We start from the raw sequence: 13,971 nt of genomic DNA, 5'->3' as shown, positions 1-13,971 counted from the left end.
GTTTAGGATTGATAAAATAGCAGGAAGCGATCACTGTCTGAGCGGTTGGCGCTTTAACGACTTCAAATCCGCGCGGTTGCTGAGTGCAATTATTGAAAAGTTTTTTAGCTGGCCTGCCAAATTTTAATAGTCCCATCTCCGCTGCCGGTGGCAAGCTTCTGGCCATCAGGGCTAAAGACAACGGACATCACTGAGTTTAAATTCTGAGAATAGCCGGTGAGAGAGCAAAGCCGTTTGCCGGTGTTCATCTGCCAAATTGTAATCGTGCCATCACCGCTACCACTCGCCAGAAGTTGCCCATCAGGACTCAGCGCCACTGTATAAACTGCATCTGCATGACCGATCAGAGTGGTGGAACTTTGGCCGTTGGCTAGCTGCCACAACTTAATCGTTTTATCCCCACTGCCACTCGCTAAAATTTGACCATTCGAGCTAATGGCAATTGCGTAAACGGCATCTTGATGACCATTAAGAGTGTGCGAGGGTAGAGGCCGGCTGCTTTTAGGCCAAATATTGATAGTACCATCACGATGTCCACTGACTAAGCTGTTGCCGTCAGGACTGATAGAAAGCGCATTCACCGGCACAGAGGGATCGCAGAGGTTGTAAAGCAGTTTGCCAGTGCTTAAATGCCAAATGTTGATACTGCCGGCATGACTTTCACCGGCATCAGCATTGCCTTTGTTAGCCGGTGTGGCAAACACGGTATCAGAAAATGAGTTATCGCTGCCGGAAACAAGGGTTTTCCCATCTGGACTAAAAACGATTGCCGTAACTCGACCTTGTCCGCAGAGTGTGCGGAGTCGTTTGCCGGTTTCCATGTCCCACAAGTCAACGGTTCCATCTGGAGCACCAATTGCCAGCATTGTGCCATCAGAATTAATCGCAACGGCATTAACGCCTAAAGGATAGCCAAACAGACTGCGGTGCCGATCGCCGGTTTCCAAATTCCATAGCTTTACAGTGCTGTCGCAGCTACCACTTGCCAATATTAAACCATCTGGACTGAAGGCAAGGTCGGCGACTGGGCCTGAACGCTCCGAAAGGGTGCGGATGAGTTGGGCGTTTTGCCAAGGCATGAAGGATCAATTAAGCGCGAATTTTGCATACACGGTCATGGAGATGGGAAGCTTTACCTCCCAATCACTGCACCCTGTAGATAATTTAATTTTAATACGATTTTTACAAATGCCGATATAACCTAAAGACAGAGCATCTAAAACCAGGCTGTTTAAAGGTTTAAATTTTAGGCGAGCGCAGCTTGTATCAAAAAATCTGACTTTTAATTTAAAAAATCTAGATGTTAGATTTTAAGATTTTCGTTAATGCCGGTCATGAATCAATTTTTACACTGACGACCGGCAATTAACTTGATAACGATTAGGCATCCTTAAAATTAGGACGCTTCTCTATTTTTTTGCAGCGAGCCGGCGGCGCAATTTGCCTTTGTAAACATTGACAAATCGCTGAAAATCTTCTAATTGCAGTGAGACTTCAGCCGGCAAGCCGGTTAAACCTTCTGTTTCACGCAAATATTTCCGCCGAAAGAAACTCATCGGGTCTGAATACACTTTGGATGTTGCCAGGGTTGGCTTTGGCCCACACCAGTGAATTGCTGTCGCCGTTTCATCTGCCGGCACCGGCCCAGAGTTTGTCATTGGAAAGCGCTTTCTAATTTCCTGCTGATCAAAATCTGGAACAAGCAGTTGCAAATCTTCTTGTCCCACCTTAATTCTGCCTTGTTGAACGGCACGGAAAATCATGAAATTTAAAAAGCCCATTTCTCCATACTTAAAAACTTCAGGATGCTTTTCTGTGAAATCTAAAATTTCCACATATTCATCCAATGTGAAAATATCCCGTGTCGCAAAGAAAACCCCCGTACAGTAATAATTATCTCGATACTTTTGCCAATCAAAATCGGGAAAGTGTTGCTCAATTCCTTGAATGTCAAAGAAGAATTTAGTAACGTTTTTGTCAGTATACGAGTAACAGGGTTGGTCAATAATCATGTCATAGTCCTTAAAATTCGCGTATTTAAGGACATTTCCCCAAACCATCGTATCTGCATCCAGCATCATAAAATGCTTCCAGGGGCTTTCCCAAAACCCGATCATTTTGGTTTTACCCCAGCCAAAGCTTCTCTCCCTGAGAACTTTGTGGGTAACATTAAGGCGATTGACGACTTTAACCCCATACGCCTTTTCCATAGAATCGACTGGAAAGGTTCCGTCAATCAGCAAAGCAAGGGGAACATCACCCAGGAAATGCCTGATGCTGGCACAGCAACCCTTGGCAAATAAGTAATCTGAGGCACAACAAGCTACGATAATGCCAAAATCTTCCATAATCGCTCACTACATCCTTGCTGGGTGATCGGTCATTAAGAGCTTTTGATGAGGACGCCTTTGAGCCACTTCCCACAATCAACTGCTTTACATTTAATTAAGCTAGCGTCTGAGTTAAATCTTGCCAACGATAGATTTACAGACGGCAACTTAACTAAATGCTAGCTGATCAGGCAGCGATTTTAAACGCAGCAGTGGCTGCTTGCCGGCTAGGAAAACCCAGGAGTTTGACTCAATCATAAATTTAGCAACTTCTGGCTATTTTGACATGGCTTGCCGCTTGATGTCCGGCGCAATTATTGGTGACGCTGCTGGTGCCACTGCCATGCGTGGCTCAAAATATCACTCAAGTTTGAGTATTCAGGACACCAACCAAGAATTTTTCTGGCTTTATCGCTACTGCCAACGAGAGCCGGTGGATCACCGGCACGGCGATCACACTTAACAGCTTTAATCTCTTTTCCGGTAATAGCCTTGGCTGTTTCAATCACTTCTGTAACTGAAAAACCTTTGCCATTACCTAAGTTAAATACGTCACTCTTGCCACCCTCTAACAAATACTGTAAGCCCAAAACATGAGCTGATGCTAAATCACTGACGTGTATATAGTCGCGAATGCAAGTACCATCTGGAGTGGGATAATCAGTTCCATAAATTGAGATGGATTCACGCCGGCCTAGTGCGGTTAGCAACACAAGTGGAATGAGGTGAGTTTCTGGGTTATGATCTTCGCCCAGCAATCCGCCCGGATCAGCGCCGGCAGCATTAAAATAGCGGAACCAAACTGATTTGAAGTCATAGGCGACATCAAAATCAGACAGCACTCGCTCAACCATTAATTTACTCGCTCCATAAGGATTGATCGGATTTTGATCGTGATCCTCTGGGATGGGAATTGTGTGCGGTACGCCATAGGTAGCGCAAGTGGAAGAAAAGACAAATTTCTTAACAGACGCTGCTTGCATCGCTTCTAGCAGCGTCAGAGTGCCGGTAAAGTTGTTGCGGTAGTATTTGTCTGGAGCTGTTACGGACTCACCCACATAAGCGTAGGCGGCAAAGTGCATGACTGCTGCAATTTGGTGTGTCGCAAACAGCTGATCCAAAAGGGCACGATCATTCGTATCGCCGGCAATGAGTTCAACTTGCAGTATCTTTTCGACAATTTCCCGATGTCCGTACACCAGGTTATCAAGAACAATCGGATTATAACCGGCACGTTGCAGCGCCAGCACCGCATGAGAACCGATATATCCGGCTCCACCCGTTACCAGAACCGTTTGCTTAACTTGTGACACTGTTAAAACATTCCTATTTATTGGAGCCTAAATTATATCGACTTGTGTGGGGTGCCGGTTATAACTTCCTTTAGTTTTTACCCGCTTTCACAAGGGTTCCTAGTTTTTTGCGAATCTTTTTATTGTAAACATAGAAATTGCGCTGTAAATCCTCTCGTTGCAATGCCATTTCTGCGGTTAATCCCGTTGAACCCCAAGCATCCTTGATAAACTTGCGGCGAAAGAAACTCATCGGTTCTGCATAAGTTTGGGAATTAGACAAAGTTGGTTTGGGTCCACACCAATGAATAACATTGGCATCGTCATTTTGCACAACCGGCCCAGTTTCAGTCATGGGAAAACGCTTTTTCACATCTTCCTGGTCAAAATCTGGAACTAGAAATTGAATGTCTTCTTGTTTCAAGCGCAGTCTGCCTTCATCGGCTGCCCGGAATATCATAAAATTCAAGAATCCCATATCGCCATATTTAAAGACATTTGGGTACTTCTCGATAAAATCGAGGATCTCGACATACTCCTCTAAGCTGAAAATTCCTCTGGTGCCAAATATTACAGCCGGACAAACAAACGGACGCTTCCGCCAGTTAAAGCCTGGGAAATTGGCTTCAAAGACCGGCAAATCAAAGAAATACTCAGTAATTGCTTCTTCAGGATAATCGTAACAAGGCTGATCAATAATCAAGTCGTAATCTTTAAAATTGGCATATTTAAGCACATTCCCCCAAACTGCAACATCTGCATCAAGAACTAAGAAATGCTTCCAGGGACTCTCCCAGAATGCAATCATCCGAGTCGTTCCCCAACCAAAACTTCTCTTTTTTAAAACTTCATGAGTCATGTTCAGGCGATTAATCACCTTAACATCGTATGCCTTTTCTAACTCAGCCACGGAAAATGTCCCATCAACCAACAGACAAATCGGAACATCTCCCAAAAAGTATCGAATGCTAGCACAGACACCCTTGGCAAATAGATAGTCTTGGTCACAACAAATTACGATTACCCCAAAATCTTCCATATCCTATTAATCCTAATTATTGAATGCATAATTAAGAAGCTGCAAGCCGGCTAAAAACGTCTTTTTGAGACTTGCCTTCACCTTTAAATTCAGCATAACCTTAAAAAAGTTGTTTGTCAGGGGAGATCTTACGGATTTTGCTAGGCAACAAGTCTGAAAACATGAGTAAGTAACGCAAAAGCCCAAAAATCAAGGTAAAACTTTTTTTTACGCAACAAATTGCTTCAAAAATGTTAAATATTTTAAATATTTTGATACAAGTTGCGCTTGCCCATGTTTGAGAGTTGGTTTAGAACGAATCTTATAAAGTGTTTGTTAGGCTAAGCATCTGGGTATTCTGTCAAACAGCCGGCTTTCAAAAGACTCCCGCGAAGTCACGATAGACTGAGAGACGGTAACGATTAACAGCCAGAGGCAACTTTTTTTGAGCCAATGAAACACACCACTATCGCAGTCCTGATCACTTGCTTCAACCGCAAGCAGAAAACTTTAGCAAGTCTGGAGGCGCTGTTTAACCAAGTTCTCCCTCCTGAAGTTTCCATAAGCGTATATCTTGTGGATGATGCGAGTACGGATGGTACAGCAGAGGCTGTTCGCCAAGCCTATCCTGCCGTTAAGATTCTTCATGGGGATGGAAATTTGTTTTGGAATGGCGGGATGCGGATGGCGTTTGAGGAGGCGATTAAGGAGGATTATGATTATTACCTCTGGCTCAATGATGACACCCTCCTCGAGCCAGAAGCGGTGAATGTGCTGCTGACAACCTCGCACCGGCTTGCCTCTGAGGGTGATACCGCAGCCGTGATCGCCATCTCTACCCGCGATCCCGAAACCGGCAAGTTTACCTATGGCGGGATGCTGCAAAGTCGTTGGTGGCATCCATTGAACTTAGATCCCCTGCCACCAAGTCAAGAAGCACAGCCTTGTGACACGATATGCGGTAACTGTGTGCTGATTCCGCGTCAGGTGGTAGAAAGGGTGGGAAATCTAGATCCGGCTTTTGTCCATTATGCCGGCGATTGGGACTACGGTTTGCGTGCGAAACAGCAAGGATGTACAGTCTGGATAGCTCCCGGCTATTTAGGAACGTGTTCGCAAAATCCGAAGCCGGCACAAAGAACAGAGGCGCAGCTACGTCAGGAATTAAATAAAGTCGGTCAACCGAAAGGTTTAGCACTTCAAGATGTTATCCTTCAACCGATGGAAGAGTGGAAGGTGCTGACTCAGCGACATTGCGGTTTGTTGTGGCCGGTTTATTGGTTACTCCCATATCGGCGCGTCTTGTGGATTTCTTTATTAGGCCGGCTCAAAGGTCAAAAATAACCCGTAAAAAGGCAAAAAATAGAAAAATTTGCTTGAGCGTTTTGCCTCATTTTACGCTTTCTGCTTGTTGTTTTTAAGGAAACAGTAATGAACGATCTTCGTATCGCTTGGCTTGTCCCAGAAGTTGAACTTGGGGCATATTGGCAGCCGGTTTTAAAAGAGTTTACGAAAGTTTTTAAAAATACCGTTTTTTATACGGGTCGGGTTTGGCCGGGATTCGATCCGACAGCCCCCGGTGCTTCTGCCATTCAGTTAGTGGGCGAAACAAAATTTGTTGAAACGGAGAAAATTGATACAGGTTACAATCGCGGCTTTATCGTTGTATCCCCCAGCATTGTCGGTTATTTACTGAAGTTTAAGCCGCAAGTTGTGTTTCCCCAGGCTTTTTCTTTGTGGACAGTGCTAACAGTGCTATTAAAACCTGTAGGCGGCTGGCGGATTGCAATTATTTATGATGGGAGTTCTCCAAATACAGATTTTCGAGATTCTGGATTCCGAACGGTTGTGCGGCGAAACTTGGCCCGATTTGCGGATGCGTTTGTTGCCAACAGTGAAGCCGGTAAAAAATATTTAATCGAAGTGCTTAAAGTACCAGAACGTAAAATTTTCAAGAGAACGTATTTGGTTCCCGATGCGGAAGCTTTGCTCAAACGCATGGCAACAACTGAGTTGCCAGAACTTAACTTACAGCATCCAACTTTTCTGTATGTGGGACGAATTACCCAGAGAAAAGGGCTGAAAACGCTTTTGGAAGCTTGTTCAATTTTAAAAAGTCAGGGATACCGAAATTATACCTTGCTGATTGTAGGCCGGGGCGATCAGCAAGAGGAACTAGAAGCCTTTATTAAGGAGCGTAATTTTGAAGAACAGGTAAAGTGGATTGGATGGGTTGAATATGGTAAATTGGGAGCATATTTTAGCAAAGCTGATATTTTTGTTTTTCCCACTTATGAGGATGTCTGGGGAATGGTGGTTCCTGAAGCGATGGTTTTTGGCAAACCAATCTTGTGTTCAAATGGAGCCGCTTCCTATGAACTCATTGCTGAAGGAGAAAATGGCTATATTTTTGACCCCCACGATCCTCAACAATTGGCTGAGCAAATGCGCCGGCTGCTAGATAATCCTGATTTAATTGCTTCTATGGGCAAGCGGTCACAGGAGTTAATTGCCAAAACAAATCCACAAGCAGCGGCAGAAGCCTACATAGAAGTGGCATCTTTTATTATGGGCAAGCGCTGATAATTATCAGGCAAAATCTACCTGAAAATATTTATCGGCTAACGGAATAATACGCCGAGATAAATCAGCGCCGGCTTCCTTTAAAACTTTATTAAACTGAGGTGTTTTGCCTATGAAGGTTCTTCTATCTGCCTTCGCCTGCGAACCTGGACTTGGCTCTGAGGAAGGGGTGGGCTGGAATATGGTTTTGCAAGCTGCAAAATACCATGAAGTTTGGGTTTTTACTCGAACATTTTGTCAGCCATTTATTGAAGCGGAATTAGATAAAAATCCGGTTCCAAATTTGCACTTTATCTATTTCGATCCCTTTGGTTGGAGCGAAGATTGGAAAGGCCGGCAGGGGTTACTCCAATTCCATTACTACCTCTGGCAAATTTGGGCTTATTTTGTGGCCCGCAAACTGCATCGTGAGGTGGGTTTTGATTTAGTCCGTCATGTCACTTATGTCAAGCACTGGTCACCAAGCTTCTTGGCGCTGCTGCCGGTGCCCTTTATTTGGGGTCCCGTCGGGGGTGCAGAGTCTGCCCCCAAAACCTTTTGGAACGAATACAGCCGGCGAGGAAAGATTTACGAAACTCTGCGACAAATTGCTCAAGGAGTGGGGGAACGCGATCCGTTTACCGCTTTGACAGCGCGGCGTAGTGCTATGGCGCTAGCAACCACTGAAGAAACGGCGCAGCGATTGCGCTCGATGAAAGCAAAGAACGTTCAGGTGTTCTCTCAGGTGGGTTTGTCTGAGGCAGAAATCAGCAAAATGGCGGAATATGCCGTTGATCTACAAAGTCCGGTACGCTTCATTAGTGTAGGCCGGCTCTTACACTGGAAAGGCGTACAACTCAGCCTCAGAGCCTTTGCCTTAGCTAACTTGGAAGGAGTCGAGTTATGGATTGTCGGGGATGGGCCAGAACGAAGCCGGTTAGAAGCATTAGCCGGCGAGTTGGGAATCGCGGACAAAGTTCAGTTTTGGGGCGCTTTACCGCGCAACCAAACACTGCAAAAGATGGGGGAATGTCACGCCCTGCTTCACCCTAGTTTGCATGAATCTGGAGGGTTTGTCTGCGCGGAAATGATGGCGCTAGGCCGTCCTGTGATCTGCTTGGATCTGGGAGGGCCGGCCACTCAGGTGACAGATGAAACCGGCATTAAAGTGCCGGCTGTCGATCCGGAAAAGGCTGTTAAAGGTCTTGCTGAGGCGATATCTCGTTTAGCCGGCGATCAGGCGCTGCGAGAACGCATGGGACAGGCGGGGCAAAAACGGCTGAAAGAGGTGTTTGATTGGGATGTCAAGGGTGAATTTTTTGCCCGACTTTGTGAAAACGTTCTTGCCCAAAATCAAACCCTGCGTGGGGGCAAATAATGTTGAGGTTTTTTAACCACAGATGATCGCGCGGCGTCCCCTTAGGCACATACAGATAAATCTCGGATGCTATCTGTGTTTATCTGTGGACGCTGGTGGAACTTGAATGACAAGCGCAGCACATTCGGGTTTCACCAGCGGAATCTGTGGTTAAAAAATCAAAAATCCCCCACCTAACGAAAGAATAAATCACCCTAATTTATTCTTTTTCCTTAACGTTTGAACAAAAACAAACGTCAACCGTAGCGCATTTCTTGAACCGGCGGAGTGCCCTCAAGACTTTCAAAATTCCGCAATTTAAGTGCCTGTAAAGTAAACAGCCAAATATACAGGGGGTTTAAGAACATATATCGCTTCCAAAGACGCTTAGGTTCTTGTAGTAGCCGATAAAACCATTCCAGCCCTATTTGGGCGAGAAACTCTGGTGCTTTAGACAAAGTGCCGGCATGGAAATCAAACGCTGCGCCTACAGCCATGAGTGGCATCGAAAGTTCATCGGCATATTCATAAGCCCATACTTCTTGCCGAGGGCATCCTAACCCAACAAAAGTAATGGCTGCCCCACTCTGGCGAATCTCCTGAACAATCTCCTTTTTCTCTTCACTAGAAACTTGCCGGAAACGAGAAGGCTGAGAGCCGGCAATGATCAGGTTAGGAAAATGGGTGCACAGATTGCGTGATAAATCTTCCAGCACAGAAGGTTTGCTGCCATACAAATAAATCGGCAGTCCTTCTTTTGCTGCGTGTTCACAAACTAACAGCATTGTTGTCGGGCCACACACCCGATCAGGCAGGGCAGTCTTGTACAGTAAATTTAATGCCCATCGCACCGGCTGTCCATCTGGCAAAATCATATCCAAATGATTGAGCCGGTAGCGATGAATTTCATCAAGCACCCCAGTCATCACCCCGTGAACAGCTAAAGCTGAAACGGCCATTCTTTTGCGTTCATGGGCCGCTGTAATGATTGTCTTAACAGCAGCTTCGTAATCTAAAGCGTTGACCCAAACGCCAAGGATATTTTTTCTTCCTCGATCTATCATTAGAACACCTCTGGTGGCCAAAGTTCACAGTTAACTTGGTAGATGTCCTGCCTGATCTGCTAAAAATGTGACGGTCAGCACACTGAGCCTCATTTTGCACAACAGGTGCTTGACTTGCATCTATCCTGGAAAAGAATTTAACTGGCACAATTTGTAGTCATCAGACAGACTCTTGCGGCCAGCGTTCCTTGTTGAACTCGTAGATTTCTTGTAATATCTGACGAACGTTATATTGCATTTTCCAGTTAGGATAGTGCTTACTAAACTTACTATTATCGCTGATCCACCAAATGTGATCGCCAATACGATTATTGTCAGCATAGTTCCAATTTAGCTTCCGACCGGCAATCTCCTCACACATTTGAATGCCTTCCAACATTGAGCAGTTGCTGTACCGACCGCCGCCGGTATTGTAAACTTCTGCAACGCGAGGGGCTTTGAAAAACTCATAGAATGCCCGGATCAAGTCGGCGCTATGAATATTGTCGCGGACTTGTTTGCCTTTATAGCCATTAACTGTATAAGGCTTACCTGTAACTGTACACTTCATCAAGTAAGCGAGAAACCCGTGTAATTGCGTACCGGAATGCTTGGGTCCGGTGAGGCAACCGCCGCGAAAACAAGCTGTTTTCATTTGAAAGTAGCGTCCGTATTCCTGTACTAAAACGTCAGCCGCTACCTTCGATGCACCAAACAAACTGTGCAGTGTATGGTCAATTGACATATCTTCGCGGATACCAGGTTCATAGGTGTGGCCTGGTTCGATTTCCCAGCGATATTCTTTTTCAACCAAAGGTAAGCGATTAGGTGTATCGCCATAAACTTTGTTGGTTGAGGTAAAGATAAAAACCGCGTCTGGTGCGTGAAGGCGAGTGGCTTCCAGCAGATGCAGCGTGCCATTTGCGTTCACGGTAAAATCGGTTAATGGCTCACGCGCTGCCCAGTCATGGGAAGGTTGGGCTGCTGTATGAATGACTAAAGCTATCTCTGAACCGTATTCTTTAAATAGCTTGGTAATTGCTTCAAAATCCCGAATATCTATTTCTACATGGCGATAGTGGGAACCTAAAGACTCCTCCAGCCGCTGCCGGTTCCAACTTGTAGAGGCATCGTCACCAAAGAAGACACGACGCATATTATTGTCAATTCCAACCACGTCTAAGCCTTGTTTGGCAAAGAAGGCAGATGCTTCAGAACCAATTAGGCCGGCAGAGCCGGTGATAATAGCAATGCTCACAGTTCACTTCCCGAAAAAATAAAGGTTTTGAGTTTAAATATATCCTCAGTCTTACGCTTGTGGCGCAAGTTGCTTCGCCCAGTGTTGGGCGAGATTGAAGATGCACTCCTGCCAGCCTTTGAAATTTGGGCAAACACAGGGTGGCTACTTATTTTACCCAGTTTTAACCGGCTTGTATCTTACCTTGTCTAAGCGATGCACAATTGAGTTTTTCCGAATACCGGCTGCTCAACCCAGTTGTAGCATTGTTCGCGGTTTCTAAGGGACAACCAAATTTAAAGCCGGCAGACTGAGCAGACAAGTTGAAGGAAAAAGCGCTCAGGTTGCGAGTTATGTTTTCTATAGTTTATACGACTGACTCCACTTCCTATTGCGTATTTCAATAAAGCAGCAAGGGGACAAAATGGCTCATTCGTGTAGATTTGTGTGCCGGCATAAAATTGCGGTTTAAAAGAGCGGGCTTTGATAGAGGGTTTGTCGTCAAGTTAATCGGCAAGCCAAATGCGCTCGTAAAGTTTTGTGAGGGAAAATGATTCTTACCGGCCTCAATTCGATGGGTCAATTCTCACTAGCAGCCGGCGTAGACAGCACACACTGCTTTTTGTGGCCAGATTCGGCGTCACGATTCCAGGCAAAACAGAGCCGGCAATGGCTTTTCAGGAACTCGTTTAAGGATTCGCACTTGAGGTATCGCTTTGGTAAAAGCAGCCGGAAGCAGATGCTCAAAGAAAAAATTTGCTTGAGGTAAATAGGTGACAACCGGCTCTGAGATATGGGGTTGACGCACACGTAGAGAGCCAATCACTAAAAACAAAAGCAAACCTGCTAAAGAATCGCCGGCTGTTAGGTTCTGATGCGGTGGCACAGCCGATTTTAGCAAGTCAGGATCGCTGTTCTCGCCTCTATATTCATCAGCAGTTTGCCTTGTGCATCTACACTAAAGTCTTTCCCTGGAGTCAATCCTTTGCCAATTAACCGCTTATAAGCCGCGACAGAGGTGATTCTTTGGACTTCGAGCATCACATCCGCAGGAATGATATTTTCGATTGCCCAGAAAACTGAGTCTGTGTCGTACCAAAAAACCAATCGCTCAACACTTAGGATTGTTAACCCAGCAACCTCTTCCAGCGTCAACTGGGTTCTCAGGTAGTTAATCAAGTCTTTCCCTAACTGGCTATTGCGGGTTCTCAAGGTCAAAACCATTTTTGCCGTTTCTCGTTCTAGGTCTAACTGGTTCATATATAGCTGTTGGGTTTTATTACTGGGGTGGGATTGCAATTTTGCTAAGTATACCCAAAGGAAGAGATAAATACACCCTAAGGAAGAGGTAAAATCTTTACGTTTTTTTAATAAATCTGCTTCGGCTCGGCTCCTTTAGCCTGGAAATGCTCTCTCCAAGCAGATTGACAGCTTTTTGATCAGAATTGTGCCGGCAGTTGTTGGCTCTGCCTAAAGATAGATATGTTAAAACTCCTTGACAAGTTGCCCCATATCGGCGCGGCGGTAGGGAGTGAGCGCCAAGAAAAGTCAGGCCGGCAAAAACAAAAGCCCCCTTCCGGGGGCTTTTTGGGTTTGAGTTGAGTTAAGCGCAATGGCGGAAAATATTTAGCCTTTGTTTTTAATCATCATGACTTCTACAATTTGCAGCGCTGTGTCACCAGGAATATCTAAAGCTTGATGAAGTTGATTCAAAAAGTTCTCTTCTTCTTTAGTGACAACGCCATCGGCTAAGATCAAATCTGTCGCAACGGCAAAAGCAGTGGGCCGCATTTCGTGGGGGAGTGATTCGAGGGCCGCATCAAACAGCGCACTGGCACCTTGACGCTTGAGAATACTGAGGAGTTTATCAAACATTCTCCGCATTACATCGTCTGAGTAACTCCTGAAGAGTTTCATGCGAGACAGTGTAAAAGAAATCCCGTGCGATTCTTCATCAGACAGGTAACCGTCTGAGGCGATGGCAGCCAAGGTGAGAGCAGCAAAAGCTTCAGCTGGACTAAGCATATCTTGGCTTTTGCTTTGCGTGCCAAATACTTTGTCAAATAAGCCCACCGTAATTTTCTCCTTACTTCAGAGCTGATCCTTCTGTTAGGTCTGCTTTGAGGCATCCTGCCAATCAATAGATTGAGCGGGGCGTAGCTTGCCAGCAAAGCTTTCGCTAACAGCGAGACAATTTTGTTCTCTAATGCTAACTAAATTACCCGTGATGGAATCGCTTAAGTTAACAAAAATTGGCAATGGTTGGTCGCTCTAGTTCAGTGGCAACTGAGTGAAGTGCCCGTGCAGTATGCGCCTAAACTTCCTCGTCGTCCTCAATCGGTTCGTCGTCAATCAAGTCGTCTATAATTTCCTGTGCGATCTCTTCAGGAAGCCCCAATGCTTCTGCAAGCTCGTCTAAGAAGGTATCTTCCGACTCATCATCAGATTCCTCGGATAAAATGATTTCAACCGCTACCTCAAAAGAAATTTCTATCAGATCATCGGAGAGGGCATCAACTGCTGTATTAAAAAGAACGCCAATGCCTTCTTGATTGAGGATGCCGGTGATTTTATCAAACATTTTTTGGAACTCTTCGACGGTATACTCCTCGAAGATATCCAAACTGTTAATAATCTCGGTTAATACTTGATTTTCCTCATCCGAGGGGTGCCCGTCTGCAAAAATGGTAACCACAGCGATCGCAGCTACAGCTTCTTCCGGGCTAAGGGTTTTTTCGCTCGCGCCCTCAGCGCCAAACACATGATCGTACTTACCCACTGTCTTTTCCTCCTGAGATTTATGACTGCAAGTGTGCTTCTAGAGTGCGCCTGAGTTACTTTTTGGTAGCCACCGGCACACGGCTTTGATTTTCGGCTTTTAGCTCAATCTAGCGTGATAGAACACGCGCACTTGATTTATATCAGCAAGGGGTGGCAACTGTATATAACTGTGGAAACAAATTTTGACAAAGCGGAAGAAAAGCTTAAATTCCTTAATTAGTGAGAGACATAAGGTCAGGTTGAGCGCAAAGAAACAGCAAAATCCTTGCAGCCGGCAAACAACCTCTGTAAAAAAATACAACCCTATTGTTGGGTTCGTTTTTTTCAATTCCAGGCCGGTTAAGCGAGGTT

13 protein-coding genes are annotated in these 13,971 nt (G+C 45.3%); 3 read left to right on the top strand and 10 right to left on the bottom strand.

Annotation, left to right across the window (positions count from 1 at the left end; translation table 11 throughout):
* Positions 1-104 precede the first annotated feature (104 nt).
* The 4 genes from H6F73_RS01760 to H6F73_RS01745 form a co-directional block, all read right to left on the bottom strand.
* A complete protein-coding gene (locus H6F73_RS01760) occupies positions 105-1,079 on the bottom strand; it encodes a WD40 repeat domain-containing protein (protein WP_190757122.1) in 975 nt (324 codons plus the stop codon).
* A gap of 330 nt (positions 1,080-1,409) precedes the next feature.
* Positions 1,410-2,348 (bottom strand): hypothetical protein, encoded by a 939-nt coding sequence (locus H6F73_RS01755; RefSeq protein ID WP_190757121.1) that lies wholly within the window; start codon positions 2,346-2,348, stop codon positions 1,410-1,412.
* Between the two features lie 296 nt (positions 2,349-2,644).
* Positions 2,645-3,643: a UDP-glucose 4-epimerase GalE gene (galE, locus tag H6F73_RS01750; protein ID WP_190757120.1), complete on the bottom strand. Its 999-nt coding sequence runs from the start codon at positions 3,641-3,643 to the stop codon at positions 2,645-2,647.
* A gap of 70 nt (positions 3,644-3,713) precedes the next feature.
* On the bottom strand, positions 3,714-4,661 hold the full coding sequence (locus tag H6F73_RS01745) for a hypothetical protein (RefSeq protein WP_190757119.1): 948 nt from the start codon (positions 4,659-4,661) through the stop codon (positions 3,714-3,716).
* A 432-nt stretch (positions 4,662-5,093) separates the two neighbouring features.
* Here H6F73_RS01745 and H6F73_RS01740 point away from each other — a divergent pair, with 432 nt between their 5' ends.
* The 3 genes from H6F73_RS01740 to H6F73_RS01730 all read left to right on the top strand — a co-directional run bounded on the left by H6F73_RS01740 (position 5,094) and on the right by H6F73_RS01730 (position 8,580).
* A complete protein-coding gene (locus tag H6F73_RS01740; RefSeq protein ID WP_190757118.1) occupies positions 5,094-5,984 on the top strand; it encodes a glycosyltransferase family 2 protein in 891 nt (296 codons plus the stop codon).
* A gap of 87 nt (positions 5,985-6,071) precedes the next feature.
* Positions 6,072-7,223, top strand: a complete 1,152-nt coding sequence (locus H6F73_RS01735; RefSeq protein ID WP_190757117.1) for a glycosyltransferase family 4 protein — start codon at positions 6,072-6,074, stop codon at positions 7,221-7,223.
* Positions 7,224-7,335: 112 nt separating this feature from the next.
* Positions 7,336-8,580 (top strand): glycosyltransferase family 4 protein, encoded by a 1,245-nt coding sequence (locus tag H6F73_RS01730; protein ID WP_190757116.1) that lies wholly within the window; start codon positions 7,336-7,338, stop codon positions 8,578-8,580.
* Between the two features lie 236 nt (positions 8,581-8,816).
* On the opposite strand, the gene H6F73_RS01725 is transcribed toward H6F73_RS01730, so the two are convergent.
* From H6F73_RS01725 to H6F73_RS01700, 6 genes are all read right to left on the bottom strand, one after another.
* Positions 8,817-9,623 (bottom strand): WecB/TagA/CpsF family glycosyltransferase, encoded by an 807-nt coding sequence (locus tag H6F73_RS01725; protein ID WP_190757115.1) that lies wholly within the window; start codon positions 9,621-9,623, stop codon positions 8,817-8,819.
* A 160-nt stretch (positions 9,624-9,783) separates the two neighbouring features.
* Positions 9,784-10,860 carry an NAD-dependent epimerase/dehydratase family protein gene (locus H6F73_RS01720; protein ID WP_190757114.1) on the bottom strand — a complete coding sequence of 359 codons (1,077 nt, stop codon included), beginning with the start codon at positions 10,858-10,860 and terminating at the stop codon, positions 9,784-9,786.
* A gap of 619 nt (positions 10,861-11,479) precedes the next feature.
* A complete protein-coding gene (locus H6F73_RS01715; protein WP_190757113.1) occupies positions 11,480-11,725 on the bottom strand; it encodes a hypothetical protein in 246 nt (81 codons plus the stop codon).
* Between the two features lie 8 nt (positions 11,726-11,733).
* Positions 11,734-12,099, bottom strand: coding sequence for a hypothetical protein (locus H6F73_RS01710; protein WP_190757112.1), 366 nt, complete (start codon positions 12,097-12,099; stop codon positions 11,734-11,736).
* Between the two features lie 366 nt (positions 12,100-12,465).
* On the bottom strand, positions 12,466-12,864 hold the full coding sequence (locus H6F73_RS01705; RefSeq protein ID WP_199330375.1) for a tellurite resistance TerB family protein: 399 nt from the start codon (positions 12,862-12,864) through the stop codon (positions 12,466-12,468).
* A 289-nt stretch (positions 12,865-13,153) separates the two neighbouring features.
* Entirely contained in the window at positions 13,154-13,618 is a 465-nt protein-coding gene (locus H6F73_RS01700; protein WP_190757110.1) for a tellurite resistance TerB family protein, read from the bottom strand.
* Positions 13,619-13,971 lie beyond the last annotated feature (353 nt).

Origin of the sequence: Microcoleus sp. FACHB-68 (assembly GCF_014695715.1) — a bacterium.
Lineage (GTDB): Bacteria > Cyanobacteriota > Cyanobacteriia > Cyanobacteriales > Oscillatoriaceae > FACHB-68.
Note: the sequence above shows the minus strand (reverse complement) of the source record. Positions and strands in the feature narration are given on the sequence as shown.